We start from the raw sequence: 26,475 nt of genomic DNA on the forward strand, positions 1-26,475 counted from the left end.
CGGGAACGTCTCAGCGATTTTGAGGCCGCCAGTACCGGCAGTTTCAGTTGCCCCAGGCCCGGCGGTGAGTCAACAGCCAGTCCTGGACGAGTAGGCCGGATAAGGCGAAGCCGCCATCCGGCGCAAAGGTGTGCTAGCGTCCGCCCTGATACAGCGGCACCGCGGCGCCGCCGATATAGCGACGGCGCAGCCAGGCGGAAAGGGTGTCCATGATCATCACCACCGCCACCAGCAGCAGGGTGATAAACATCACCACATCCCAGTTCCACAGGCGCATGTTCTCGGCATAGATAAGCCCGATACCCCCGGCGCCGACGAAGCCCAGCACCGCCGCGGAGCGGGTGTTGGATTCAATCTGATACAGGCTCAGGGCGAGGAAGGTTGGGAACGACTGGGTAAAAATGCCAAAGCGATGCTTTTGCAGGCCGTTCGCGCCCACGGCGGTCAGCCCGCGCCCGGGCGAGCGGTCCACGGCTTCGTGTCCTTCCGCGTACAGCCGTCCCAGCAGACCGGTGTCCTGCATGATGATCGCCAGCACCCCAGCCAGCGGCCCGAGGCCGACCGCGCGCACGAAAATCAACCCCCAGATAGCCATGTCGATCCCGCGCAGCACATCAAACAGGCGGCGCATCAGCAGGGCAAGGGTCCCCAGCACCACGCCGCGCATGATGTTGCGGGCGGCAAAGAAGGAGAGCAGCAGCGCCAGCACCGTGGCGGTCAGCGTCCCGGCGAAGACGATAGCCAGGGTGATGCCGATTTGCGTGAAGTAATAGCCGAACGGCCAGTTCCAGAAGTCGTGCCAGACGAACATCCGCGCCAGGTAGCGGCCAATCTGCTGCAGACCGGTGGTCAGCTGCTCGCCGCTGATGCCAAACTGCAGAAAAAACCAGACGTAATAGAGCACGCAGGCCAGCGCCACCAGCCCGACGTAGCGCAGGTAGCGCCCCTGAACCTGATAGAGCTGTTTATGCTGCCGCCGGCTGGCGGCGATATCCGGTTGCATGTGCCAGACGCTCATTTCTTACCCTCCAGTACCCACAGGCGCAGACGACCGGACAGCATGTCCAGCGCCGACACCACCAGAATGATCAGCAGCAGGGTGATGCTCACCTGATCGTAGCGGTCGAGCTTGATATTGGTCATCAGCTCCTGGCCGATACCGCCCGCGCCCACCAGCCCGAGAATCGTCGACGAACGGAAGTTGATTTCAAGCCGCATAAAGCCGTAGGAGAGAAACAGCGGTTTCACTTGCGGCCACAGGGCGAAGCGGATTTTCTGCAGCGGCGACGCGCCGCAGGCCGCCAGGCCGCGTACCGGTTTGTTTTGCGCGCTCTCCACCGCCTCGTAGAACAGTTTGGTCAGGCTGCCGACGGTGTGCAGCATCAGCGCCAGAAATCCCGGGATCGCGCCGATGCCGAACGCCATGACAAAGATCACCGCCCACGCCAGCTCGGGCATGGTGCGCAAAAACGCCACCAGTACCCGAATGGCAAAGCGTACCGGCGCTGGGGTCCAGGCGTTGTTGGCGGCGAGGAACGCGAAGATGGTGGCAATGGCGACCGCCACCAGCGTCGAGGCCAGCGCCAGCTGCAGGGTTTCCCAGATGAGCGGCAGCTGGATCGGCAGGCGATAGCCCCACCAGGCCAGCGAGCCTTTGGTCTGCACATCGGCGAACAGGTTACCGGCACTCAGAGGCGGAATGGTCTCTGCCATATAGTCAAAGAAGTGGGGCAGCGAGTGCCAGATGGTCAGCAGATTAAATTCTGCGGCGCTGCCGGCGGCAAAATAGAGCGCCAGCAGGAGTAACGACCAGCAGACGGTATCGCGCTTTTGCCGCGAGCGTACTTGCTGGTAATAGCGTTCAAATTCGGTGTGGGTCGTCTTCATGCGTCGGGGATCTTCAACGTAGCGCCGCCGCTCACCCTGGGGGCAAGCAGGCGGCGTTGAGGCAGGATTAACGCGCGCTCACCAGCTCGCGTTTCATGTCGATAATCTGCTGGAAGTCAGCCACGCTGCCCGGACCGATGTGCTGGGTACCGCCCATCGCTTTGATAAAGCAGGCGTGATCCTCGGTGTCCAGTTTTTTCACCGCCGCCACGACCTTCGCCTTAAAGTCCGCCGGCAGCGCATTGCTCACCAGGATCGGGCCGTTCGGGATCAGCGGCGATTGCCAGATAATGCGGATCTGCTTCATCAGATCCGGATGATCCATGCGAATCAGACGGTTGAACGCGCCGGTGGTGTAGCCGGTGTTGTAATCGCCGACCATCGAGGTCCAGGTGACCGCGCCCGCGAACTGGCCGTTCAGCACGCCGAGAATGTCCTGCTCGTGGCCGCCGGAGAAGGTGACGCTGGAGAAGGTATTGTTGTATTTGTTGTCGGCGTTTCCGCCAAATTTTTCTTTAAACGCATGGTTAGGGATCAGATACCCGGAAGTGGAATCCGGATCGGCGAAGCCGAAGGCTTTGCCTTTTAAATCGTCCAGCGTTTTGTACGGGGAGTCGGCTTTGACGATCACCACGGAGTGATAGCCGCGGGACTGATCTTTATCGTCCACGGCGATGCCGACGATATCCACGGCTTTCGGGTTATTGATATAAACCGAAGCGTAAGAGGAGGGGGACATGCTCAGCACCACGTCGACTTTACCCCCCAGCAGACCCTGGATCACCCCGGAATAGTCGGAAGAGTTACGCAGTTTGGTATCCACGTTCAGCTCTTTATCGAGGAAGGTCTTCACACACTGGTTATCACCGATTTGCTGGGTGGCGTTCTGCCCGCCGAGAATGCCCAGATTCAGCTCTTTCGGCTGCGCTGCCGCCGCCTGCCATGCCATCATCATGCCCGCGACCACTGCGGATAAACGAACTGCGCCAGTCATATATTTTTTCATTATGTTGCCCGTGTGAGTGGAATTAATGCAATTGGCTAACTTCATCGCCGTACAGCTGCTGCAGCACATCCTGCGTCAGCCGGGAGGGGTGATCGTCAAAAATAAGCTGGCCGCTGGCGACGCCGATAACCCGGGTGCAGTAGGCCTTCACCAGCTCTACCGAATGCAGGTTTACCATCACGCTGATGCCCTGCTCGCTGATCTCGCGCAGCACATCCATGATGCGCTGGGTGTTTTTCGGATCCAGCGAGGCGACAGGTTCGTCGGCCAGCAATATGCCGGGGTTTTGCATCAGCGCCCGGCAGATTGCCACCCGCTGCATCTGTCCCCCGGAGAGATTCTCCGCCCGCTGCAGCGCGTGCGGCAGCATGTTCATCCATTCGAGCAGCGCAATGGCGCGCGCCCGGTCGGCGGCGGGGAAAATTTTAAACAGCGACTTCAGGGTTGAGGTCTGGCTGAGCCGGCCAAGCAGGACGTTGGTGAGCACGTCGAGGCGCGGTACCAAGCAGAAGTCCTGAAAGATCATCCCGCACTGACTGCGCCAGGCGTTGAGTGAGCGGCCTTTCAGCTTTGAGACATCGTGTGGCATACCGACTTCCGGATAGCTAAGAATTTCACCGCCGCTGGCGCTGTGCGTACCATTAAGGACATGCAGGAGCGTCGATTTACCGGCGCCGGAGCGGCCAATGACCCCGACCATTTCACCGGCGTGCAGGTCAAAGCTGATGCCGTCCAGCACCTTGTGCTGAGCATGATAGGCTTTCGTCAGGTTACGCACGCTTAAGACCTTCCGCTGCAGGCCGGCATCGAGATCGGTGAACGGCTGGAAATCAGTTTCGGCCACCGCGGCAAGAGAGCTGTTCATAAGAGTGTCCAGGTTCGTCATTAACTGGGCACTATTAATAGGTCTTTATATGAAATTTCGATGACGGTATTGCGAACAAAGCGTGAACAGGCGGGAAAAGGCGGGGATGACAGGCCGACCGCGCGGCTTGCTGACCGCTGGCGAAGCCTTGAAAAGCGGCTATGCTTTCGGGGGGCGCGAAGGCAGGCGCACCCGTGACGGCAGGCACCTATCGGCAAAACTCGTTTTATCTTGCTAATGAGGTCTGTTTAATCGAATAGATAATGCTTCTACCTTTGTTTAGCATTCATCATTCCGCAGAATTAACATATGCATAACTATTTTGTGCGGCAGGTTAATCTATTCATGTGGCTTATGAATTGGTAAATCATCCTGGTTATTGCTTATATTTAGATTTATATTCTTTATTTTGTTGTTAATTTGGTTTATTTGACAACTCCATCCTGCCCCTCATTAAGAATATTCCTAACATAATAGGGCGAAGATCCTGGGTAATATAAAGCACAAGTAAGAATTGAGGGTAATATTGCCAATAACCTCATGAAAATAAATGTCTTTTTCCACTCCTCAAAAATCCGATATTTTCAGTTTTTGTAAATATTGACCCAGGCACGAAATTGATTGCCTGTCCGCGTGTTGACACTCCATAGGAAAAAACTTAAATTCAACGCCATGCAGAAATAATTAAAATTAAACCCGGCTTATCAAATATTGATAAGTAATGCGTGTCTTATTTAATGGCGATTTATTAAAGGAAGCGAATACGCCAGTTAACTTTGTAGGCCTGGCAAACAGTGAAGTTGTAAAAATGATTACTTCAAGGACTATGAGGTTAAAAACTATATGGAATATAAATGCTGTTCCGATAAGTACATTTGGTCTGCCCATGACTCCTACTTCTATAAAGGACTATCCGAACTCATTCTGGATATCGATGAATTAATTTATCTGTCGCAGGAGAAGATTAGAAAGGATTTTGTGTTTATCAATCTCAACACGGCTTCTTTAAATGAATTTATCAGGCGCGATAGCGAATGGCTATCCGCGGTAAAGGGGAAACAGGTCGTATTGATTGCGGCCAGGAAATCAGAAGCCTTAGCAAATTACTGGTATTACAATAGCAATATTCGCGGCGTGGTATATGTTGGCCTGAGTCGCGATATTAGAAAAGAACTGGCCTACGTAATTAATGGCAGATTTCTCCGCAAAGATATTAAGAAAGATAAAATTACTGACCGGGAAATGAAAATAATCCGCATGACCGCTCAGGGCATGCAGCCGAAATCGATCGCCAGAATTGAAAATTGTAGCGTGAAGACAGTATATACCCATCGGCGCAATGCTGAGGCCAAACTGTATTCCAAAATATATAAGTTAGTTCAGTAACACCCAGGCAATATTGTTTTTTAAATGGTTCACCGGGACATCATGTCCTTAATTCAACTCAGGATGAAAAAGCGATGAAAAAAAAGGTTCTGGCAATAGCTCTGGTAACAGCGTTTACCGGTATGGGTGTGGCGCAGGCTGCTGACGTAACGGCTCAGGCTGTTGCGACCTGGTCGGCGACCGCTAAAAAAGACACCACCAGCAAGCTGGTTGTGACCCCGCTCGGCAGCCTGGCATTCCAGTACGCCGAAGGCATTAAAGGCTTTAACTCGCAGAAAGGTCTGTTTGACGTGGCGATTGAGGGTGACGCAACGGCGACCGCCTTTAAGCTGACCTCGCGCCTTATCACCAACACCTTAACCCAGCTGGACACTTCCGGCTCCACGCTGAGCGTGGGTGTGGATTATAACGGCGCCGCGGTCGAAAAAACGGCAGATACCGTGATGATCGATACCGCTAACGGCGTGCTGGGCGGCAACCTCAGCGCGCTGGCTAATGGCTACAACGCCAGCGGCCGTACCACCGCGCAGGATGGTTTCACTTTCTCCATCATCAGCGGCACCACCAACGGCACCACCGCAGTGACCGATTACAGCACCCTGCCGGAAGGGATCTGGAGCGGCGACGTCAGCGTCCAGTTCGACGCCACCTGGACCAGCTGATCCTTCTGATGCACCAGCAGGGGGGGCTCCCCCTGCTTTTTTCACGGACGGAATTGTTATGAAAAAGCACCTTCTGGCTCTCGGGCTGCTGCTTGTCGGGGTGTCGCCGGCGCAGGCGTTGGATGTCGGCGATATCTCATCTTTTATGAACAGCGGCAGCAGCACGCTGAGCAAAACAATCAAGAACAGCACAGACAGCGGTCGACTGATCAATATCCATCTCGAACGGCTCTCTTCCCCGCTGGATGGTGGGCAGGTTATCCCGATGGATAAACCGGATGAGGTGCTGCTTACCCCCGCCAGCCTGCTGCTACCCGCCCAGGCCAGCGATGTCATCCGTTTCTTCTACAAAGGCCCGGCGGATGACAAAGAGCGCTACTACCGCATTGTCTGGTTCGATCAGGCACTCAGCGATGCCCAGCGCGATAACGCCAACCGCAGCGCGGTAGCGACGGCGTCCGCCCGCATCGGCACCATTCTGGTGGTGGCGCCCCGGCAGGTGAACTATCGCTTTCAGTACGCCAACGGCTCTCTGACCAACACCGGGAATGCGACGCTGCGGATCCTCGCCTACGGCCCTTGCATGAAGGCCGCCGACGGTAAGGAGTGTAAAGAGAATTACTACCTGATGCCGGGTAAATCGCGCCGTTTTACGCAGGTGGACACGGCGAATAAAAAAGGACGGGTTGCGCTTTGGCAGGGTGAGCAGTTTGTTCCCGTGAAATAGACAGTTGTGCAGATGGATAACGACGATGCCTCTACGACGGATTTCCCCAGGACTGAAAACGCAGCTTGCCTTCGGCATGATCTTTTTGTTCGTTCAGCCCGACGCCAGCGCTGCTGCCGTACGTGCCCAGCAGATTGGCGGGGTGATTATTCCGCAGGCCTTCAGCCGGGCGCTGCAGGACGGTATGAGCGTCCCGCTCTATATTCATCTTGCCGGCAGCCAGGACACCCGTGACGATCAGCGGATCGGCAGCGCCTTTATCTGGCTGGACGACGGCCAGCTGCGTGTCCGGCAGATCCAACTGGAGGAGAGCGAGGGGAACGCCAGCGTCAGCCAACAGACCCGACAGCAGCTGATCGGCCTGGCCAACGCCCCGTTCAGCGAGGCACTCACCATTCCCCTGACCGACAGCGCGCAGCTGGATCTCAGCCTGCGTCAGCTGCTGCTGCAGCTGGTGGTCAAACGCGAGGCGCTGGGCACCGTGCTGCGCTCGCGCAGCGAAGATATCGGTCAGTCCAGCGTGAACACCCTCAGCAGCAACCTGAGCTATAACCTCGGCGTCTATAACAACCAGATGCGCAATGGCGGGAGCAACACCTCCAGCTACCTGTCGCTGAACAACGTCACCGCGCTGCGAGAGCATCACGTGGTGCTCGACGGCTCGCTGTACGGGATCGGCAGCGGTCAGCAGGACAGTGAATTATATAAGGCCATGTATGAGCGCGATTTCGCCGGCCACCGCTTTGCCGGCGGGATGCTCGACACCTGGAACCTGCAGTCCCTGGGACCGATGACCGCTATTTCGGCCGGCAAGATTTACGGCCTTTCCTGGGGGAATCAGGCCAGCTCCACCGTCTTCGACAACAGTCAGTCGGCCACGCCGGTGATTGCCTTTTTACCGGCGGCGGGCGAGGTGCATCTCACCCGTGACGGCCGGTTGCTGAGCGTCCAGAACTTCGCCATGGGCAACCATGAAGTGGATACCCGCGGCCTGCCGTACGGTATTTACGACGTGGAAGTGGAGGTGATCGTTAATGGTCGGGTGGTCAGCAAACGCACCCAGCGGGTCAATAAGCTGTTCAGCCGGGGACGCGGCATCGGCGCGCCGCTGGCGTGGCAGGTATGGGGCGGCAGTTTCCATATGGATCGCTGGTCGGAAAGCGGCAAAAAGACCCGGCCGGCAAAAGAGAGCTGGCTGGCAGGCCTCTCGACCTCCGGGTCGCTCAGCACCCTGAGCTGGGCGGCAACGGGCTATGGCTACGACAACCAGGCGGTGGGGGAAACCCGCCTGACGCTGCCGCTGGGCGAGTCGATCAACGTTAACCTGCAGAATATGCTGGCCAGCGACAGTTCCTGGAGCAGCGTCGGCAGCATCAGCGCTACGCTGCCGGGAGGCTTCAGTTCAGTGTGGGTCAACCAGGAGAGAACCCGCATTGGCGATCAATTGCGGCGCAGCGATGCCGACAACCGGGCGATCGGCGGCACCCTCAACCTGAACGCGCTGTGGTCGAAGCTGGGGACGTTCAGCGTCAGCTACAACGATGACCGCCGCTACAACAGTCATTACTACACTGCGGATTACTATCAGACGGTCTACAGCGGCGCCTTTGGATCGCTCGGCCTGCGGGCGGGGATCCAGCGCTATAACAATGGCGACAGCAGCGCCAACACCGGGAAATATATCGCTCTCGATCTCTCGCTGCCGCTGGGCAACTGGTTCAGCGCCGGGATGACCCATCAGAACGGCTACACCATGGCTAACCTCTCAGCGCGCAAGCAGTTTGATGAAGGCACTATTCGCACCATCGGCGCCAATCTGTCGCGGGCCATCTCCGGCGATACCGGGGATGACAAAACCCTCAGCGGCGGAGCGTATGCCCAGTTCGACGCCCGCTACGCCAGCGGCACGCTGAACGTCAACAGTGCGGCGGACGGCTACGTCAACACTAACCTCACCGCCAGCGGCAGCGTCGGCTGGCAGGGCAAAAACATCGCCGCCAGCGGACGAACCGACGGTAACGCCGGAGTGATCTTCAACACCGGGCTGGAGGACGATGGTCAGATTAGCGCCAGGGTTAACGGGCGGATTTTCCCGCTCAGCGGCAAGCGTAACTACCTGCCGCTCTCTCCCTATGGCCGCTATGAGGTGGAGCTGCAGAACAGCAAAAACTCGCTCGATAGCTACGACATCGTCAGCGGGCGTAAGAGTCATCTGACCCTTTATCCGGGCAACGTCGCAGTGATTGAGCCAGAGGTGAAGCAGATGGTCACCGTCTCCGGTCGTATTCGTGCAGAAGACGGCACGCTGCTGGCGAATGCGCGGATTAACAACCATATCGGCCGTACCCGGACCGATGAAAACGGCGAGTTTGTCATGGACGTGGATAAGAAATACCCCACTATCGATTTCAGCTACGGCGGCAATAAAACCTGCGAAGTGGCGCTGGAGCTCAGCCAGGCACGCGGCGCCGTCTGGGTCGGGGATGTGGTCTGCAGCGGCCTCTCGTCGTGGGCGGCGGTGCAGCAGACAGGAGAAGAGAATGAAAGTTAATGCACTGATGGCGCTGGCGATCCTCGCGCTGCTTTGGCCGGCAGCCGCACTCAGGGCGGCGGTGACCAAGACCACCTGGTCGGATGCGCCGGCGCGCGAGTTTGTGTTTGTTGAAAACAACTCCGACGACAACTTTTTCGTCACCCCCGGCGGGGCGCTGGATCCGCGTATGACCGGCGCTAACCGCTGGACCGGCTTAAAATACACCGGCTCCGGCACCATTTATCAGCAGAGTCTCGGCTATATCGATAACGGCTACAACACCGGGCTCAATGCCAACTGGAAGTTTGATATGTGGCTGGAAAACTCGCCGGTTTCGCACCCCTTAACCGGCCTGCGCTGCATCAACTGGTACGCCGGGTGCGATATGGCCACCAGCCTGATCCTGCCGCAAACCACCGACGCCAGCGGGTTTTATGGCGCGACGGTGACCAGCGGCGGCGCGAAGTGGATGCACGGCATGATGTCGGACGCGTTTTATCAATATTTGCAGCAGATGCCGGTCGGCGGCAGCTTTACGATGACCATCAATGCCTGTCAGACCTCGGTGAACTACGATGCCAGCAGCGGTGCGCGCTGTAAGGATCAGGCCTCCGGTAACTGGTATGTGCGCAACGTCACCCACACCAAAGCCGCGAACCTGCGGTTGATTAATACCCACTCGCTGGCGGAGGTGTTTATCAACAGCGACGGCGTGCCGACCCTGGGTGAAGGGAACGCCGACTGCCAGACGCAGACCATCGGCAGCCGCGCAGGATTAAGCTGTAAGATGGTCAACTATACCTTACAGACCAACGGCTTAAGCAACACCTCGATCCATATTTTCCCGGCGATCGCCAACTCGTCGCTGGCCTCGGCCGTCGGGGCGTACGATATGCAGTTCAGCCTCAACGGCAGCTCCTGGAAGCCGGTGAGCAATACCGCTTATTACTACACTTTCAACGAGATGAAGAGCTCAGACTCGATCTATGTTTTCTTCTCCAGCAACTTCTTTAAGCAGATGGTGAACCTCGGGATCAGCGATATCAACACCAAGGATCTGTTCAACTTTCGCTTTCAGAACACCACCTCGCCGGAGTCAGGCTGGTATGAGTTTTCCACCTCCAACACGCTGATTATCAAGCCCCGTGATTTCAGCATCAGCATTATCTCGGACGAATATACCTCGGCGCCGTCGCGCGAGGGATATGTCGGCAGCGGCGAACCGGCGCTCGATTTCGGCTACATCGTCACCACCAGCGGTAAAACGGCCGCCGATGAAGTGCTGATCAAGGTGACCGGACCGGCGCAGGTGATTGGCGGGCGTTCCTACTGTCTCTTCAGCTCTGATGACGGTACGGCGAAAGTGCCGTTCCCGGCGACGCTCTCTTTTATCACCCGCAGCGGCACGACGCAGACCTACGATGCCGGGTGCGATGACAGCTGGCGGGATATGACCGATGCGCTGTGGCTGACCACGCCATGGACCGATATCTCCGGCGAAGTGGGGCAGATGGATAAGACCACGGTGAAATTTTCGATTCCGATGGATAACGCCATTTCGCTGCGGACGGTAGACGATAACGGCTGGTTTGGCGAAGTCAGCGCTTCAGGAGAGATTCATGTCCAGGCGACGTGGCGCAACATTAACTAAGGCCCTGCTGACGGTGGGCTGCCTGCTGGCAGCGCCGCTGGCGCAGGCGATCTCGGTCGGCAACCTGACCTTTTCCCTGCCGGCCGAAGCGGATTTCGCCAGTAAACGGGTGGTCAACAACAATAAAAGCGCGCGGCTGTACCGCATCGCCATCAGCGCCATCGATCGTCCGGGCGGCAGCGAAGTACGCTCCCGGCCGGTGGATGGCGAACTGCTGTTTGCCCCCCGCCAACTGGTGCTGCAGGCAGGTGAGAGCGAGTATTTTAAATTTTACTATCATGGCCCGCGGGATAACCGCGAGCGCTACTATCGGGTCTCGTTTCGCGAAATCCCCACCCGCAACCTGACGAGGCGCAGCCCGACCGGCGGCGAGGTCAGCATGGAGCCGGTGGTGGTGATGGATACCATTCTGGTGGTGCGCCCACGCGAGGTGCAGTTTAAATGGTCTTTCGATAAGGTGGCCGGGACGGTGAGCAACACCGGCAATACCTGGTTCAAGCTGCTGATTAAACCCGGATGCGATTCGACCGAAGAGGAGGGGGACGCGTGGTATCTGCGTCCTGGCGACGTGGTTCGCCAGCCAGCGTTGCGCCAGCCGGGGAACCACTATCTGGTTTATAACGACAAATTTATTAAGATCAGCGATACCTGCCCGGTGAAGCCCCGTCCCGCGGAGTGACCCTTATCCGGTGGTCGCGCGGCGGGTAAAACGCCGGCTGGCCAGCAGGCTCAGACCGCAGCACAGCAGGTAGTACACCGCGCCGGTGAAGACGAAGATCGCCAGGGGATAGATCTGCACCCGGTTGTTGACCTGGCCGGCCACGGTAGTCAGCTCCGGGACGTTGACGATAAACGCCAGCGACGTGTCTTTCAGCAGGCCGATAAAGATCCCCACCAGCGAGGGCTGAACGTTACGCAGCGCCTGCGGGAGCAGCACCAGGCGCAGCGTTTGCCCGGGGGCGAACCCCTGGGTTAGCGCCGCCTCATACTGTCCTTTCGGCAGCGACTGCAGCCCGGCCAGCACCGAGTGCATCACCGAGGCGGCGGTAAACCACGCCAGCGCCAGGGTCACGGTTACCGCGCCGGGCAGATCGCCGCCGGTCAGCATCGGCAGCAGATACCACAGCCAGAAGATGACAAATATCAGCGGGATGCCGCGAATAATTTCCGCCCACAGAAACAGCAGACGCCGCACCAGCCCGCCGTAGCGCCAGGCCAGGCCCGCCAGCGCAATGCCTCCCGGCAGCGCCAGCAGGGTGGCGCCGATGGCCATCAGCAGGGTCAGCGCCACGCCGCCGGGCTGGCCCTCCGCCAGTCGGCCCCACAGCAGGTAATCGAGGTTATCGGCGATCACCGCCAGATTAGCGTTCATGTTGGGCGCTCCGTTGCAGTTTTCTTCCCGGGCCGAGACGCGTTAGCGCCACGCCCATCGCCACCCCCAGCGCCAGGTACAGCGCGGTACCGACGGCAAACGCCTCCAGGGCGTGCGCGTTATAGCTCTCAATCTGTCGTACCTGATAGGTCAGTTCCGCAAAGCCGATGCCGCTGGCCAGCGATGAGAGTTTCATCAGGTTAAGATACTGGCCGACAATCGGCTGCCAGGCGTTGGCCAGCCCCTGCGGCAGGAGGATAAAGCGCAGCTCCTGCCACGGCGTAAAGCCCTGCGACAGCGCGGCTTCCCGCTGCCCGTGGCTGACGGCGCGCAGTCCGGAGGCGATCTCTTCCACCAGAAAGGCGGAGGTAAAGACCCCCAGCCCCCACATCGAGCAGAGGAACTCCGGCGTCAGCCACCAGACGTTACCCGGCAAAATGGACCAGGCGTGTTCGTCGTTCACCACCTCCTTCACCGCCAGCGGCAGCAGGTTCCAGGCGGCAAAGTACCAGAACAGCAGCTGGACCAGCAGCGGAGTGTTGCGAAACAACGAGACCCACGCGGCCACCAGTCCGCGCCCCGCGCGGCCGCCGCCGAGGCGCAGGGCCAGCAGCAGGACCGCCAGCAGGGTGGCGAGCAGGATCCCGGCGACGCTGACCCAGACGGTGGTGAGAAAACCAGAGATAATCCATTGCAACGGCTGCCCGCTCAGGACGCCGTGCCAGTCAAGCATCGGCGTCACTCGAGGCTCTCCTGGTGCAGCGGATCCAGCACCTTCTGCAGAAAACGCCGTGCGCGGGCATGCTGCGGATGGGCGAAAAACTCAGCCGGCGGGGCGACCTCGAGAATGTCGCCGCCGTCGATAAACACCACCCGGTCGGCAATTTCCCGGGCAAACTGCATCTCATGGGTCACCACCAGCATGGTGATCCCGCTGTGGGCGAGGGTTTTCATCACCTGCAGCACTTCGCCGATCATCTCCGGGTCGAGCGCCGAGGTGGGCTCATCGAACAGGATAATCTGCGGCGAGGAGGCCAGGGCGCGGGCGATCGCCACTCGCTGCTGCTGGCCGCCGGAGAGCTGCGCCGGCATCTGCTGCGCTTTTTCTTCCAGTCCGACCTGGCGCAGCAGCGCCAGCGCCCGCTCCTGAGCCGCGCTTTTCCCCCAGCCGTGAACGCGCTCCAGCGCCAGAGTGATGTTCTCCTGCGCCGTCAGGTGGGCGTAAAGGTTGAACTGCTGGAAGACAAAGCCGACGCGGCTGCGCAGCTGGCGCAAGGCGCTGCCGCTCAGCCGGCTGGTCGGTTTATCGTCGATCAGGATCTCGCCGCCGCTTAAGGATTCGAGCTGGTTGATCAAGCGGATCAGCGTCGATTTTCCCGAACCGGAAGGGCCGAGGATCGCCACCACTTCGCCGGGCTCGACCTGCAGGTTGATGGCGTTTAGCACCTGATGATCGCCGTAGCGCTTGGCCACATCACGGAACGTAATGCTGGCGCGCTGCAGACGTGAAAAATCCGCGGCCGGGGCCGCGGAGTGGGAGAGTAAACCCGAGAACATATTATTTCGCTTCTATGGTAAAGGCGCGCGGCTGCGGCGTTTTAGTGGCAGGGCCAAACCAGACATCATAGATTTTCGCGGCTTCGCCGGTTTTCTCCAGCTTCACCAGCTCATCGTTAACGGCTTTCAACAGGGCCGGTTCGCCTTTCTTCACGCCCACGCCAATCTCTTCTTTGCTGAGCAGGTCGGGCAGAATTTTAAACTTGGCTTTATCCGGCGCTTCCGCCAGCAGACCGGCGAGGATGGTGCTGTCCTGGGTGATGGCCTGGACGTTGCCGTTGCGCAGGGCGGTCAGGGCCAGCGGAATATCGTCATAGGAGAGGACGCGAGCCTGCGGGAAACGCTGGTGCAGGGCCTGTTCGCCGGTGGTGCCTTTCACCGCGCCGATGCGCGCTTTGCTGTACTCATCAAGCTTATCCGGAGAGCCGGCCGGCACGAGGAACTGCTGGCCGGTGACGAAATACGGCGTTGAGAAATCAATAACCTGGGCCCGCTCCGGGGTGATGGTAATGTCGGCGACGATCAGGTCGGCTTTGCCGGACTGCAGCAGCGGAATACGGTTGGCCGGGTTGGTGGCCACCAGCTCGAGTTTGACGCCGAGCGCTTTCGCCAGCGCCTGGGCAAAGTCGACATCATAGCCGACGATATGGTGGGTTTTGGCATCCACGGAGCCGAACGGCGGGTTGGCGTCGAAGGTGGCGACTTTCACGACGCCGGCGGCTTTGATGTCAGCCAGCTGGTCTGCCTGTGCCTGAGACGCGAGCAGCAGCATACCCAGCGCCAGTGCAATTTTTGTGGTTTTATTGCGCATGTTTTTTCCCCTGAATCCCTGTTTTGTTTTGTGGACATCACGCTCCCACAAATTCCCCGTCGGCGGCAAAGAAGAAAAAATTCTTATCTATAACGAAAAAGAACTTAACAAACCTGTGGGTATTCTTTATGCGCCGCTGGCGTTTTACCGGCGCGGCAACGATTGCCGGGCGGCCCTCACTCCCTCCGGAGAGAGGGAGAGGGGATAGGGGTAATTTTCCGTTCATCGTGCGCATGGGCGTTAGCCCCGCGGTGTATACCGGGGCTGTAACGATTGCCGGGCGGTTCCCTCTCCCTCAGGGAGAGGGTTAGGGTGAGGGGATAGGAGCGGGAGTAATATGCGCCAGCCAGGATTGCAAATTCGGAATTAATATTTCCCGCGCCCGGCCAACTGTGGTTGAAATAGACCCAGGCGATTCGCTTCCCGACAGAGGAGAAAATGAAAGTGGCATTGTGGCAACGATTAACGGGCTGGCTGGCTTTTTTGTCCAACGGTGAAGCCGGACAGCAGGATACCCAGCGCGTCATGGAGGCGATACTGCCGGTGGCCAGCCTCTACGGCGTGGACATTGGCAACGTGGAAACCCGGTGGTTCCGTCATGATAAGACATACTGAGCGACGCAGGACGCGAGAAGCCTACTGGAACGAGGTGTGCTTTGTGTAGCAAGAGACTGCCTGAGGTTGCGGCAACACAGGATGCGCCGCCGCAGCCCAGGCAGTTTTGACCACGCTTATCCCCCCAGATACATCCGCTTAATTTCCGGGTTAGTCAGCATCTCCCGCGCCGCGCCTGACAAGGTGATCCGGCCATTCTCCAGGACATACGCCCGATCGGCGATAGCCAGCGCGGCCGTCGCATTCTGCTCCACCAGCAGCACCGTCATATTCTCTTCGCGCAGTTGCTTAATGATGCCGAACAGCTCGCCGACAATTTTCGGCGCCAGCCCGAGGCTCGGTTCATCCAGCATCAATAACACCGGCTCGCTCATCAGCGCCCGGGCGATGGCCAGCATCTGCTGCTCGCCGCCGCTCATGGTGCCCGCCATCTGATGGCGCCGTTCCTTGAGCCGAGGAAAGAGGGCGTACATGCGATCGCGCAGGCGGGTGTAGCCGGCGAGATTATTGTAAGCGCCCATGCGCAGGTTCTCTTCGATAGTCAGGTTGGTAAAGACCCGACGTCCCTCCGGCACCAGCGCCAGCCCGCGGCGTACAATCTGGTGGGTCTGGCTGCGTGAGATATCGTCGTTGAGGAAGCTGACGCGCCCGCTGGAGCGCACCAGGTTGACGATCCCGTTGAGGGTGGAGGTTTTACCGGCGCCATTGCTGCCGATCAGGGTGACGATCTCCCGGTCATAGACGTCGATATCAACACCTTTCAGCCCCTGGATCACGCCGTAAAAGACCTTCAGTTCCCGGGCGTTAAGCATAATTGGCTTCTCCCAGATAAGCGGAAATGACGTCAGGATGCTGGATCGCCTCGGCCATCAGGCCGCTGAACAGCGGCTTACCATACTCCAGCACCATCACCCGCTCGCACAGGCGGTTGACGAAGGGCATATCGTGCTCAATCAGCAGGACGCTGAGCTGATAGTCATGTCGCATGCGGAAGATAAGCTCCGCCAGGTCCTCGGTCTCCTTCGGGTTCATCCCGGCGGCCGGCTCATCGAGCAGCAGCAGCTTCGGCCCGGTGGCCAGCGCGCGGGCGATCTCCACTTTGCGCTGGTTGCCATAGCTCAGGTTTGTGGCTTGCATATGGGAGAAATGGGCGATGCCGATGTCCTCCAGGATAGCCATTGCTTTGGCCTTCGCCGCCCGCTCGGCCGGAAAGTAGCGGCCAATATGCAGAGCTGCCTCCAGCAGCGAGTAGCGGCTGGCGCGGTCGAGTCCGACCATCACGTTCTCCAGCACCGTCATGGAGTTAAACAGACGGATATTCTGGAAGGTACGGGCGATCCCGGCGTTCACCACCTGGTTGGGCTTCAGCCCCTTCAGCGAAGTACCCGCCAGGGTGACGTTGCCGCTGGTGGGTTTATAGTTGGCGGTGATGACGTTAAACAAAGTGGTTTTGCCCGCGCCGTTAGGGCCGATAAGGCCAAAGATCTCCGCTTCATCAACATGGAAGCTGACGTTGTCGATGGCCCGCAGGCCGCCAAACTGCATGGTGACGTCCTGCACCTGCAGGATAACGTTATTTTCCGCCATAGCTGCTGTTCCTTCTTCCCATCTGCCAAATCTCTTTTTTCCCCAACAGCCCTTCGCGGGCGAAAAGCATGATGATCAGCAATAGCAGGGAGAAGACCACCATTCGCAGGCCCGGATAGGCGCCAAGATCGTGGCCGAAAAACTGCAGCGGCTGGTCGAGGAAGCGCAGCCATTCGCCGCTGCCGACCACCAGTACGGTGCCGAGCAGGGCGCCGGTGGTGCTGCCGAGTCCGCCGAGGACGATAATAATCAGCAGCTGGAAGGTGAGCATAAAGTCGAACAGCCCCGGGGAAATGGTGGTCAGCAGCGAAGCCAGCAGACCACCGCCGATCCCTTCGAAGAAGGCGCTGGTGGCGAAGGCGCAGGTTTTGATGCGGAAGGTGTTGACCCCCATGGCGATCGCCGCATCTTCATCGTCGCGAATGGCTTTCATCATCCGGCCATACTTCGACCACACCAGCTGAAGGATCATGCCGGTGGCCAGCAGGGCGAACAGCCCGCACCAGAACAGGAGATGCGGCTGCTGCGGAATATCGTTCAGCCCGATGGCGCCGTTGGTGATTTGCGGATTGTTAATAGCGAGGATCTTGATGATAAACCCAAAGCCGAGGGTGACAATGGCCAGGTAGTCGCCACGCACCCGGAAGACCGGCACGGCGAGGCACACCGCCAGCGCCGCCGCGCACAGGCCGCTTATCAGCAGGGCAGGGAGGAAGCCTGCGTGCAGGCTGAGGATCCACGGGCTGGGGGCGGCCATTTCAAACATGTCTACCTTGCTGTCGCTGGAGAGGATCAGCAGGGCGGTGACGTAGGCGCCCACCGCCACGAAGCCGTTCGGCTCCAGCGACAGCTGGCCGGTCACGCCGTTGATCAGGTTGTAGCTGACCGCAAGGATCATAAAGATAAAAATGGTGCTGATGACACGAACAATGTAGTCATTGAAAACCACGTTGATTCCGGCCAGCAGCGCGATACAGATGACAATAATGGCCAGGTTGCGCAGCTGCGCCCCGGCGGTCGTCGTCGCGTTGAGCATCAGAAACGGCTCCTTTCCAGACGTTCGTCGCCCATAATGCCGACCGGGCGGAACAAGAGGACCAGAATCAAGAACAGGAAGGCGAAAGCATCTTTATAGCCGCCCAGTTCGGGGAAGATCGCCACGGCGACCACTTCGGTAAAACCGAGGATAAAGCCGCCCAGCACCGCGCCGGTGACGCTGCCGATCCCGCCCAGCACGGCGGCGGCGAAGGCCTTCAGGCCGATAAGCACGCCCATCAGGGGATCGATAGTGGGGTAGCTGATGGAGTAGAACACGCCGCCGAGCGCCGCGAGACTACTGCCGAGGGCGAAGACCAGGGAGATGATCCGGTTGGCGTCAATGCCCATCAGGCGCACGGTGTTGACGTCAAAGGCCACCGCGCGGATCGCCATCCCATAACGGGTGCGGTACAGCAGCCAGAGGATCGCCAGCAGCAGCAGGACGGTGATCAGCGGCACAATCCACGCCACGTTGGTAATGATGACGCTGCCGAAGGCGCGGGTCTGGTTGAAAAAGTCAGGGGCGGAGAAGAAGCGTGAGCTGCCGCCGAACAGCACGTTAAACAGGTTTTCGAGGAAGAAGCTGACGCCGATGGCGGTGATCAGCATGGAGATTTTCGAGGCCTGACGCAGCGGACGATAGGCGACCCGGTCAATCAGCATACCAAACAGGCCGCACAGCCCGAGGGTCAGGAAAACGGCTACCCCGAAGGGTAGCCCAACTGAAGAAAATAAAAACAGCGTACTAAACGCGCCGACCATCATCACGTCCGCATGGGCGAAGTTGATCAGCCGTAGCACGCCATAAACCATCGTATAACCGATGGCAATCAGGGCGTACATGCCCCCAAGACTCATTCCATTGACCACTTGCTGGAGAAAAATGGCGCCGTCCATTTTGTAGCCTCGTCACAACTTAAGGGTTAACCACGGTACGAAACGCCAGCTTGCCATCTTTCACTTCGTTGATGACCGCGCTGCGAATGGCATCGCCGTTCTGTAACGTCAGCGTGCCGGTCACGCCCTGGAAATCTTTGGTGGCGCGGATTTTTTCATTCACGCAGACCCGATCGTGGGGATCGCTGCACTGGTTCATGGCGTTGACGATGACGTTATAGGCGTCCGCCGCCATTGCGCCCCAGGTATGGGTCGGCTGCTGGTATTTGGCTTCCCAGGCTTTGATGAAGGTTTCCCCGGCCGGGGTCTGCTCTTTGGCGTTCGGCGAGTAATAATCGGTGGTCATATAGCCGTTGACCGCGTCTTTACCGACATCGAAGAAGACCTGATCCGCGGCCAGACCGTCGCCGCCCACCACCGGTTTGTTGAGCCCCAGTTGTTTAGACTGCACGGCAATCAGCGCCCCTTCGGTGTAGTAGATCGGCATGTAAATCATGTCGACATTCTTCGCCTTGACGCTCGCCAGCTGGGCTTTAAAGTCCTTGCTGCCGCCCGGGGCCTGTACCTCGATGGGAATGGTGCCGCCGTTTTTCAGGAACTGGGTGCGGAACGCTTTCGCCAGGCCGACGGAGTAGTCGTTGCTGCTGTCAAACACGATGGCGGCGGTTTTGGCTTTCAGATCGCGGGAGGCCAGATTGGCCCCGACCACCCCCTGGAAGCTGTCCGAGAAACAGACCCGGCTGACGTACGGATGGTTACGGGTGACGCGGTCGTTGGTGGCGGTGGAGGAGACCAGCGGCGTTTTGCTGTCGTCGGCGATCTTGGTCATCGCCAGGGTGTTGGAGGAGGTGACTTCCCCGATCACGGCATCCACTTTATCGCTGGAGACCAGGCGCTGCATGGCGTTAGCCGCTTCGACTTTGTCGCTTTTATCATCGATAACGATAAGCTTGATGGTATCGCCATTTTTTAAGGTCGGGGTGATGGCCTGAATAATGTCCAGCCCTTTCTGCGACGGCTGGCCATAGCCGCTGAGGGCGCCGCTCAGGGGTAATACCACCCCGATTTTAATTTCCGCTGCCTGCGCGCTGCTGGCGCCGACCAGCGCGGCAACCAGCGTGGCCATTAAAGCCGCTTTCCCGGAAAACGATTTCATTGGTATTTCTCCGTCGGTCGATTATTTATCTTTAACCATCAATGACTGCATAACATTGAGGAATAATTCGCCAGCGTGTCCGACGAATTATTGGCTGTTATGTTGAATAGATAACGAGATATATACCCTAAATAATTCGAGTCGCATGAAGGCGGCAAGTGAGCGAGTCCCCAGGCGCTTACAGAAGTCAGTGACTGGGGGGAGAGAACGCAGCCAACGCACATGCAACTTGAAGTATGACGGGTATTTTTAATGCGCTGATTTACCTTACAACGTCCGTTTCGTTTTTACTCATGCAATATTCTTATTACCTGCTGGGAGAGGCATAAGGCTGATGACAACACGGTTTTTGGTACGGTGAACGCATTTTGCCGGGTGGCGACTGGCGCCTTACCCGGCCTGAAAAATCCACCATATAAACCGGTTGAACGGTTTGCGCAGGCCCGCGCAAGCGAAGCGCCGTCGGGCAATTTCAGCGCGCACCCGAATATAATATTCAGGTGCGCCGGTAGTATTAAAATTTATTCTGCTGCTGGTGTGACTTATTATTTTAAAGGGGTCAACGGTTTTATTTTTCCATGCAGCGCCGGATTATCACTTTCATCTTTTAACTGCACGCCGGTGACGCGGCGTAAAAAAGCCTGCTCCAGCAGCCAGGCCAGTTTAAAGGCGGCGGCGTCATGGCTTAATCCCTCCGGACGAATATTGGAGATACAGTTGCGCTCAGATTCCAGACGCTGACGATGGGGCTGCCAGGTGAGGTAGACGCCGAGGCTGTCCGGCGAGGAGAGACCCGGTCGTTCGCCAATCAGGATCGCCACCGCGCGGGCTTTCAGGGTTTCGCCAATATCATCCCCCAGCGCCACCCGCGACTGATGCGCCAGCACTACCGGCGCCAGGCCGATACCCAGCGTTTGCAGATAGGGCAGCAGGGCGCGGATCAATGGCACCGCCTGGCGCTCTACCGCCCAGGAAGAGAGGCCATCGCCGATCACCAGCAGCAGATCGGCGGGGCGGACGCCGCTGGCGGCGAGGTCGGCGCGGCTTTCGTCGGCGAGCTGCCGCCCGAGATCCGGACGCCGAAGATAGGTGTGACGGTCCGGCGCGGCGCTGCGCACCGTCAGGGCGTCGAGGCCGAGCGCCGCCAGCGGCGCCACCAGCTGCTGGCTGGCGAACGGCTGATGAATGGCATCCCGCGCTCTGGCGTGGGCCAGACCAAAGTTGAGGACTTCGCGGGTCGGCAGGCTGGCGCCGCTGCGGCCCAGGGCGATCCGCGCATCGGTAAATTCACGCAGCGGGTTCCAGGCATCGGGACGATTCATACGGAGGCTCCTTGCGGAAGGACGGACAGCAGCGGATGGCGGGCGTCGGTGAGCCGCAGCGTGCCGTGCGGATCGATAATCTGCATCTTCGCCAGCCAGTCGGCGAACTCCGGGGCATGTTTTAAGCCCAGCAGGCGACGGGCGTACAGCGCGTCATGGAACGAGGTGCTCTGGTAATTGAGCATGATATCGTCCGCTCCGGGCACACCGATCAGGAAGGTGAGCCCGGCGGTGCACAGCAGGGTCAGCAGGGTGTCCATATCATCCTGATCCGCTTCCGCGTGGTTGGTATAGCAGACGTCGCAGCCGATCGGCAGGCCCATCAGCTTGCCGCAGAAATGATCCTCCAGCCCGGCGCGAATAATCTGCTTGCCGTCGTAGAGATACTCCGGACCGATAAAGCCGACCACGGTATTGACCAGTAGCGGTTCAAAGTGACGGGCGACGGCGTAGGCCCGCGCCTCACAGGTCTGTTGATCGACGCCGTGGTGGGCGTTGGCCGACAGGCAGCTTCCCTGGCCGGTCTCAAAATACATCACATTGTTGCCGAGGGTACCGCGCCTGAGGCTGAGGGCCGCCTCGCGGGCCTCCTGCAGCATGGCAAGATTGATGCCGAAGCCGCTGTTGGCCGCTTCGGTTCCCGCCACCGACTGAAACACCAGATCCACCGGCGCGCCGCGCTCAATCAGCTGCAGCGTATTGGTGACATGGGTCAGAATGCAGGACTGGGTGGGAATGGCGAAGCGCTGAATAATATCGTCCAGCATGACGTTCAGCTGCGCCAGCACCGGTAAGCTGTCGCTGGCCGGGTTGATGCCGATCACCGCGTCCCCGGCGCCGTACAGCAGCCCGTCGAGCATACTGGCGGCGATGCCTTTCAGGTCGTCGGTAGGATGGTTGGGCTGCAGGCGTACGCTGAGGTGGCCGGGCAGGCCGATGGTGTTGCGAAAGCACGTCACCACCTGGCATTTGCTGGCGGCAAGGATCAGATCCTGATTGCGCATCAGCTTACTGACCGCCGCCGCCATCTCCGGGGTGATGGCGCGGGCGACCCGCTGCAGCGTGGCGGTATCGGTAGCATCATCCAGCAGCCAGTCGCGAAAATCGCCGACCGTCAGATGGCGCAGGTCGGCAAAGCCCTGCGCATCATGGGTGTCGAGGATCAGGCGAGTCACTTCGTCCTGCTCGTAAGGGATAAGCGGGTTGTCGAGAATGTCGGTCAGCGGCACCTCGGCGAGGGCCATTTTCGCCGCCATCCGCTCTTCGGCTGAGGTGGCGATAACCCCTGCGAGGGCGTCGCCGGAGCGGGCTGGCGACGCTTTCGCCATCAACGTTTTCAGACTATCAAAGCGCCATACCTGGCCCGATAGCGTGGTTTTATACATGCCGCCTCCTCAGGAGACCGTGCGCAGTTGAGGATCCACTGGCGCCCGTTCACGGGCCGCTGCGGTTTTGCGGAACCACAGGTAGCCGCCGAGCATCATCGCCGCGAAAATCAGCGCCAGCAGCAGGTTATACCAGACCATCGCCACCAGGCAGAGCACCGCCATGCCGAGGGCAAAGGCCGGCGCCAGCGGGTAGAGCGGGGCGCGGAATGGGCGGATCAGCTTCGGCTCGCTACGGCGCAGTTTGAACAGCGCCGCCATGGAAGTGATATACATAACAATAGCCCCAAATACCGACATAGTGACGATACAGGCGGTCAGCGGCATGCCGCTGATGGTGATCAGCGAGTCGGAGAAGATCGCGGCGATACCGACCACCCCGCCGGCGAGGATCGCCAGATGCGGGGTGCGGGTGCGGCGGTTGAGGGTCGCCAGCCCGGCGGGCAGATAGCCGGCGCGGGCGAGGGAGTAGATCTGCCGCGAATAGCCCATAATGATGCCGTGGAAGGAGGCGACGAGGCCAAACAGCCCCAGCCACACCAGCATATGCAGCCAGCCGCTGCCATTGCCCACCACCGTCTTCATCGCCTGGGGCAGCGGATCGTTAATATTGGACAGCGCGCGCCAGTCGCCGACGCCGCCGGCGAAGACCATCACGCCGATCGCCAGCACCGTCAGCGTCAGAATGCCGCCGCCCAGGGCGCGCGGAATGGTGCGCTGCGGATCTTTGGCCTCTTCGGCCGCCATGGAGGCCCCCTCAATGGCGAGAAAGAACCAGATGGCGAACGGAATGGCGGCGAACATCCCCGGCAGCGCCAGGCCGCTGAAGCTTTCCGCGCCCGCCCAGCCGTTAGTGGTGAAGTGGCTCCAGGAGAAGCCGGGCGCGACCACGCCCATGAACACCAGCAGCTCGAAGATGGCCAGCAGGGTGACGATCAGCTCGAAGGTGGCGGCAATGCCGACGCCGAGAATATTGAGCGTCATAAAGATCACGTAAGCGCCGCAGGCGACCCATTTCGGATCCAGCGCCGGAAACTGCACGTTGAGGTAGGCGCCGATGGCCATGGCGATGGCCGGCGGGGCGAAGACGAATTCAATCAGGGTGGCAAAACCGGCGATAAAACCGCCGGTGGGCCCGAAGGCGCGGTAGGCATAGGCGAAAGGGCCGCCAGCGTGCGGGATGGCGGTGGTCAGCTCGGTAAAGCTGAAAATAAAGGCGCAGTACATCGCGGCGACCGCCAGGGCGACGACCATAAATCCCATCGTGCCCGCCTGTGACCAGCCGTAGCTCCAGCCGAAGTACTCCCCGGATATCACCAGTCCGACGGCGATCCCCCATAAACGAAAACTGCCGAGCGTTCTTTTTAAGGTGGTGGTTTGCTCTGTCATACGTGTTGCCTCGCCAGATAGAAAGGTTCTGAACGACAGGCTGCAAAGAGAGTGCCAGAACGTTGTCTGTCGCGATGAGGCGTCAGCGCGTGGCGCGCCCGCTGGCGCTGCGCAAAAATGGGGCAGGCTGCACGCTGTCGGCGCGTGCCCTGGTGCAGCGGCTTTGCTTTTTCCGCGGCGGCACGGTATAACACTTCTTCTTTTGGATGTTTAGATGTCTATACGTTTATACGCATCATGACCCGGGCAAGCGGGCTGGCGTGAGAAAATAAAATGCAAAGCACAACACAACAACAAGGTGGGCAACTGAAGCGCACCATGAAAACGCGCCATCTGATCATGCTGTCGCTCGGCGGCGTGATTGGCACCGGCTTATTTTTTAATACCGGCTATATCATCTCCACCACCGGCGCGGCCGGGACGCTGCTGGCGTATCTGATTGGCGCCCTGGTGGTCTGGCTGGTGATGCAGTGCCTCGGTGAATTGTCGGTGGCGATGCCGGAGACCGGCGCCTTCCACGTTTACGCGGCGCGCTATCTTGGCCCGGCGACGGGCTATACCGTGGCGTGGCTCTACTGGCTAACGTGGACGGTGGCGCTGGGGTCGAGTTTCACCGCGGCGGGTTTCTGCATGCAGTACTGGTTCCCGCAGGTGCCGGTCTGGATCTGGTGCGTGGTGTTCTGCGCGGTGATCTTCGGCCTTAATATCATTTCGACGCGTTTCTTCGCGGAAGGCGAGTTCTGGTTCTCGCTGGTGAAAGTGATCACCATCATCGCGTTTATTATTCTCGGCGGCGCGGCCATTTTCGGCATCATTCCGATGCAGGATGGCTCGCCGGCGCCGGGCCTGCACAATATCACCGCCGAAGGCTGGTTCCCGCACGGCGGCCTGCCGATCCTGATGACCATGGTGGCGGTGAACTTCGCCTTCTCCGGGACGGAGCTTATCGGCATTGCCGCCGGAGAGACGGAAAACCCGCATAAGGTTATTCCGGTCGCCATCCGCACCACCATTGCCCGGCTGATTATTTTCTTTATCGGCACCGTGTTCGTGCTGGCGGCGCTGATCCCAATGCAGCAGGCGGGGGTGGAGAAAAGCCCCTTCGTGCTGGTGTTTGAAAAGGTGGGCATCCCTTACGCGGCGGATATTTTCAACTTTGTGATCCTGACGGCGATCCTCTCGGCGGCTAACTCCGGCCTCTACGCTTCCGGGCGGATGCTGTGGTCGCTGTCGAACGAGAAGACGCTGCCGGCCTGCTTTGCCAAAGTCAATAAACGGGGCGTGCCGGTGACCGCGCTGTCGGTGAGTATGCTGGGCGGCGTGCTGGCGCTGTTCTCCAGCGTGGTGGCGCCCGATACGGTGTTTGTGGCGCTGTCGGCGATCTCCGGTTTTGCGGTAGTGGCGGTGTGGTTGAGCATCTGCGCCTCGCACTTTATGTTCCGCCGCCGCCATCTGCAGCAGGGTAAGGCGCTGAGCGATCTGCAGTATCGCGCTCCCTGGTATCCGGTGGTGCCCGTTCTGGGGTTTGTGCTGTGCCTGGTGGCCTGCGTGGGCCTCGCCTTTGACCCGAGCCAGAGAATTGCGCTGTGGTGCGGGATCCCCTTTGTGGCCCTGTGCTATGGTGCCTGGTATCTCACTCGTTCACGGAATATGACTCAGGAGTCCCAACATGTCGCAGACTAACCCGTTCACTGCTCTGCTTGCCGCCCAGCCTTATGTCCTGCTGGACGGCGCCATGGCCACCGAGCTGGAGGCCCGCGGCTGCGATCTGGCCGACAGCCTGTGGTCGGCGAAAGTGCTGCTGGAGAACCCGCAGCTGATCCGCGATGTGCATCTCGACTACTTTCGCGCCGGGGCGCAGGTGGCGATCACCGCCAGCTATCAGGCCACCCCGGCGGGCTTTGCCGCGCGCGGGCTGGATGATGCGCAGTCCCGGGCGCTGATCGGCAAAAGCGTCGAACTGGCGCGCAAAGCGCGCGAGGCGTACCTCGCCGAGAACCCGCAGGCCGGCACGCTGCTGGTGGCCGGTTCGGTAGGGCCGTATGGCGCGTTTCTCGCCGACGGCTCGGAGTATCGCGGCGATTATCAGCGCAGCGCGGCAGAGTTCCAGGATTTCCACCGCCCGCGCGTCGAAGCCCTTCTGGATGCGGGCGCCGACCTGCTGGCCTGTGAAACCCTGCCGTCATTTGCTGAGATCCAGGCGCTGACGGCCCTGCTGCAGGACTATCCCCGCGCCCGCGCCTGGTACTCTTTCACGCTGCGCGACGCCGAACATCTCAGCGATGGGACGCCGCTACGCGAGGTGATGGCTGCCCTGGCGGATAACCCGCAGGTGGTGGCGGTGGGCATCAACTGTATCGCCCTGGAAAATACGCCCGCGGCGCTGGCGCATCTGCACAGCCTGACGGCCCTGCCGCTGGTGGTCTATCCTAACTCCGGCGAACATTATGATGCGGTGAGCAAGACCTGGCACCATCATGGCGAAGCCTGCGCCACCCTGGCGGATTATCTGCCGCAGTGGCTGGCGGCCGGGGCGAAGCTGATTGGCGGCTGCTGCCGCACCACGCCGAAGGACATCGCCGCGCTTAACGCGAAGCGCTGAGTTTTTTGCCGGGTGGCGCTGCGCTTA

Annotated in this window: 27 protein-coding genes; 11 read left to right on the top strand and 16 right to left on the bottom strand. The window is 59.6% G+C overall.

Going from position 1 to position 26,475, the window contains the following annotated elements; genetic code table 11:
• Positions 1–133 precede the first annotated feature (133 nt).
• The 4 genes from phnE (HMPREF3096_RS00005) to phnC all read right to left on the bottom strand — a co-directional run bounded on the left by phnE (HMPREF3096_RS00005) (position 134) and on the right by phnC (position 3,758).
• Entirely contained in the window at positions 134–1,018 is an 885-nt protein-coding gene (gene phnE, locus HMPREF3096_RS00005; RefSeq protein ID WP_012968865.1) for a phosphonate ABC transporter, permease protein PhnE, read from the bottom strand.
• Positions 1,015–1,887 (bottom strand): phosphonate ABC transporter, permease protein PhnE, encoded by an 873-nt coding sequence (gene phnE, locus HMPREF3096_RS00010; protein ID WP_012968864.1) that lies wholly within the window; start codon positions 1,885–1,887, stop codon positions 1,015–1,017. The genes phnE (HMPREF3096_RS00005) and phnE (HMPREF3096_RS00010) overlap by 4 nt, the downstream gene beginning before the upstream one ends.
• A 67-nt stretch (positions 1,888–1,954) precedes the next feature.
• A complete protein-coding gene (gene phnD / locus HMPREF3096_RS00015) occupies positions 1,955–2,893 on the bottom strand; it encodes a phosphonate ABC transporter substrate-binding protein (protein ID WP_032691132.1) in 939 nt (312 codons plus the stop codon).
• Positions 2,894–2,915: 22 nt separating this feature from the next.
• Positions 2,916–3,758: a phosphonate ABC transporter ATP-binding protein gene (gene phnC / locus HMPREF3096_RS00020; RefSeq protein ID WP_012542738.1), complete on the bottom strand. Its 843-nt coding sequence runs from the start codon at positions 3,756–3,758 to the stop codon at positions 2,916–2,918.
• 843 nt (positions 3,759–4,601) lie between these two features.
• Between phnC and ecpR the strand changes: the two genes are divergently transcribed.
• The 6 genes from ecpR to HMPREF3096_RS00050 all read left to right on the top strand — a co-directional run bounded on the left by ecpR (position 4,602) and on the right by HMPREF3096_RS00050 (position 11,396).
• Positions 4,602–5,144, top strand: a complete 543-nt coding sequence (gene ecpR / locus HMPREF3096_RS00025) for an ECP biosynthesis operon DNA-binding transcriptional regulator EcpR (protein WP_008805314.1) — start codon at positions 4,602–4,604, stop codon at positions 5,142–5,144.
• A 74-nt stretch (positions 5,145–5,218) separates the two neighbouring features.
• Positions 5,219–5,806: a common pilus major fimbrillin subunit EcpA gene (ecpA, locus tag HMPREF3096_RS00030; RefSeq protein ID WP_012542737.1), complete on the top strand. Its 588-nt coding sequence runs from the start codon at positions 5,219–5,221 to the stop codon at positions 5,804–5,806.
• A 58-nt stretch (positions 5,807–5,864) separates the two neighbouring features.
• Positions 5,865–6,533 carry an EcpB family pilus assembly chaperone gene (locus HMPREF3096_RS00035; protein ID WP_032729410.1) on the top strand — a complete coding sequence of 223 codons (669 nt, stop codon included), beginning with the start codon at positions 5,865–5,867 and terminating at the stop codon, positions 6,531–6,533.
• Between the two features lie 25 nt (positions 6,534–6,558).
• Positions 6,559–9,084, top strand: coding sequence for a fimbrial usher EcpC (gene ecpC / locus HMPREF3096_RS00040; protein ID WP_012542736.1), 2,526 nt, complete (start codon positions 6,559–6,561; stop codon positions 9,082–9,084).
• Positions 9,074–10,717, top strand: coding sequence for a fimbrial adhesin EcpD (gene ecpD / locus HMPREF3096_RS00045; RefSeq protein WP_012968862.1), 1,644 nt, complete (start codon positions 9,074–9,076; stop codon positions 10,715–10,717). The genes ecpC and ecpD overlap by 11 nt, the downstream gene beginning before the upstream one ends.
• A complete protein-coding gene (locus HMPREF3096_RS00050; RefSeq protein WP_012542735.1) occupies positions 10,686–11,396 on the top strand; it encodes a fimbria/pilus periplasmic chaperone in 711 nt (236 codons plus the stop codon). The genes ecpD and HMPREF3096_RS00050 overlap by 32 nt, the downstream gene beginning before the upstream one ends.
• Positions 11,397–11,399: 3 nt before the next feature.
• Here the strand turns inward: HMPREF3096_RS00050 and HMPREF3096_RS00055 are convergent, their stop codons facing one another.
• From HMPREF3096_RS00055 to HMPREF3096_RS00070, 4 genes are read right to left on the bottom strand one after another with little or no spacing between them, the layout of a single operon-like run.
• Positions 11,400–12,089 (bottom strand): amino acid ABC transporter permease, encoded by a 690-nt coding sequence (locus tag HMPREF3096_RS00055; RefSeq protein WP_012968861.1) that lies wholly within the window; start codon positions 12,087–12,089, stop codon positions 11,400–11,402.
• Positions 12,079–12,831, bottom strand: coding sequence for an amino acid ABC transporter permease (locus HMPREF3096_RS00060; protein ID WP_012968860.1), 753 nt, complete (start codon positions 12,829–12,831; stop codon positions 12,079–12,081). Before HMPREF3096_RS00060 ends, HMPREF3096_RS00055 begins: the two co-directional genes overlap by 11 nt.
• Positions 12,828–13,646, bottom strand: coding sequence for an amino acid ABC transporter ATP-binding protein (locus HMPREF3096_RS00065; protein WP_008805322.1), 819 nt, complete (start codon positions 13,644–13,646; stop codon positions 12,828–12,830). The genes HMPREF3096_RS00060 and HMPREF3096_RS00065 overlap by 4 nt, the downstream gene beginning before the upstream one ends.
• Position 13,647: 1 nt before the next feature.
• Complete coding sequence (locus HMPREF3096_RS00070) at positions 13,648–14,457, bottom strand: ABC transporter substrate-binding protein (RefSeq protein WP_002890106.1); 810 nt, start codon at positions 14,455–14,457, stop codon at positions 13,648–13,650.
• A gap of 438 nt (positions 14,458–14,895) precedes the next feature.
• Here HMPREF3096_RS00070 and HMPREF3096_RS28275 point away from each other — a divergent pair, with 438 nt between their 5' ends.
• Entirely contained in the window at positions 14,896–15,072 is a 177-nt protein-coding gene (locus HMPREF3096_RS28275; protein WP_012542732.1) for a hypothetical protein, read from the top strand.
• A gap of 116 nt (positions 15,073–15,188) precedes the next feature.
• Here HMPREF3096_RS28275 and HMPREF3096_RS00080 read toward each other — a convergent pair whose 3' ends face one another.
• From HMPREF3096_RS00080 to HMPREF3096_RS00100, 5 genes are read right to left on the bottom strand one after another with little or no spacing between them, the layout of a single operon-like run.
• A complete protein-coding gene (locus HMPREF3096_RS00080) occupies positions 15,189–15,884 on the bottom strand; it encodes an ABC transporter ATP-binding protein (protein ID WP_004204908.1) in 696 nt (231 codons plus the stop codon).
• Positions 15,877–16,659, bottom strand: coding sequence for an ABC transporter ATP-binding protein (locus HMPREF3096_RS00085; RefSeq protein ID WP_032729412.1), 783 nt, complete (start codon positions 16,657–16,659; stop codon positions 15,877–15,879). The genes HMPREF3096_RS00080 and HMPREF3096_RS00085 overlap by 8 nt, the downstream gene beginning before the upstream one ends.
• Positions 16,646–17,695, bottom strand: a complete 1,050-nt coding sequence (locus tag HMPREF3096_RS00090; protein WP_008805324.1) for a branched-chain amino acid ABC transporter permease — start codon at positions 17,693–17,695, stop codon at positions 16,646–16,648. Before HMPREF3096_RS00090 ends, HMPREF3096_RS00085 begins: the two co-directional genes overlap by 14 nt.
• Positions 17,695–18,594, bottom strand: coding sequence for a branched-chain amino acid ABC transporter permease (locus HMPREF3096_RS00095; RefSeq protein ID WP_002890128.1), 900 nt, complete (start codon positions 18,592–18,594; stop codon positions 17,695–17,697). Before HMPREF3096_RS00095 ends, HMPREF3096_RS00090 begins: the two co-directional genes overlap by 1 nt.
• Before the next feature lie 19 nt (positions 18,595–18,613).
• A complete protein-coding gene (locus tag HMPREF3096_RS00100) occupies positions 18,614–19,720 on the bottom strand; it encodes an ABC transporter substrate-binding protein (protein ID WP_004147267.1) in 1,107 nt (368 codons plus the stop codon).
• Between HMPREF3096_RS00100 and HMPREF3096_RS30685 the strand changes: the two genes are divergently transcribed.
• Positions 19,713–19,856, top strand: coding sequence for a hypothetical protein (locus HMPREF3096_RS30685; protein ID WP_048293348.1), 144 nt, complete (start codon positions 19,713–19,715; stop codon positions 19,854–19,856). The genes HMPREF3096_RS00100 and HMPREF3096_RS30685 overlap by 8 nt on opposite strands.
• Positions 19,857–20,295: 439 nt before the next feature.
• Here HMPREF3096_RS30685 and eutC read toward each other — a convergent pair whose 3' ends face one another.
• The 3 genes from eutC to eat are packed head-to-tail and all read right to left on the bottom strand — an operon-like array spanning position 20,296 to position 23,846.
• Positions 20,296–21,072 carry an ethanolamine ammonia-lyase subunit EutC gene (gene eutC / locus HMPREF3096_RS00105; RefSeq protein ID WP_023297110.1) on the bottom strand — a complete coding sequence of 259 codons (777 nt, stop codon included), beginning with the start codon at positions 21,070–21,072 and terminating at the stop codon, positions 20,296–20,298.
• Positions 21,069–22,457, bottom strand: a complete 1,389-nt coding sequence (locus HMPREF3096_RS00110; protein ID WP_032729415.1) for an ethanolamine ammonia-lyase subunit EutB — start codon at positions 22,455–22,457, stop codon at positions 21,069–21,071. Before HMPREF3096_RS00110 ends, eutC begins: the two co-directional genes overlap by 4 nt.
• A gap of 9 nt (positions 22,458–22,466) precedes the next feature.
• Positions 22,467–23,846, bottom strand: a complete 1,380-nt coding sequence (gene eat / locus HMPREF3096_RS00115) for an ethanolamine permease (RefSeq protein ID WP_008805328.1) — start codon at positions 23,844–23,846, stop codon at positions 22,467–22,469.
• A gap of 62 nt (positions 23,847–23,908) precedes the next feature.
• Here eat and HMPREF3096_RS30690 point away from each other — a divergent pair, with 62 nt between their 5' ends.
• The 3 genes from HMPREF3096_RS30690 (at position 23,909) to mmuM (ending at position 26,448) form a co-directional block, all read left to right on the top strand.
• Positions 23,909–24,037: a hypothetical protein gene (locus HMPREF3096_RS30690; protein WP_162494421.1), complete on the top strand. Its 129-nt coding sequence runs from the start codon at positions 23,909–23,911 to the stop codon at positions 24,035–24,037.
• Positions 24,038–24,119: 82 nt separating this feature from the next.
• Positions 24,120–25,529, top strand: a complete 1,410-nt coding sequence (mmuP, locus tag HMPREF3096_RS00120) for an S-methylmethionine permease (protein ID WP_008805329.1) — start codon at positions 24,120–24,122, stop codon at positions 25,527–25,529.
• Complete coding sequence (gene mmuM / locus HMPREF3096_RS00125; protein WP_008805330.1) at positions 25,516–26,448, top strand: homocysteine S-methyltransferase; 933 nt, start codon at positions 25,516–25,518, stop codon at positions 26,446–26,448. The genes mmuP and mmuM overlap by 14 nt, the downstream gene beginning before the upstream one ends.
• Positions 26,449–26,475 lie beyond the last annotated feature (27 nt).

Origin of the sequence: Klebsiella sp. HMSC25G12 (assembly GCF_001807705.1) — a bacterium.
Classification (GTDB): domain Bacteria; phylum Pseudomonadota; class Gammaproteobacteria; order Enterobacterales; family Enterobacteriaceae; genus Klebsiella; species Klebsiella variicola.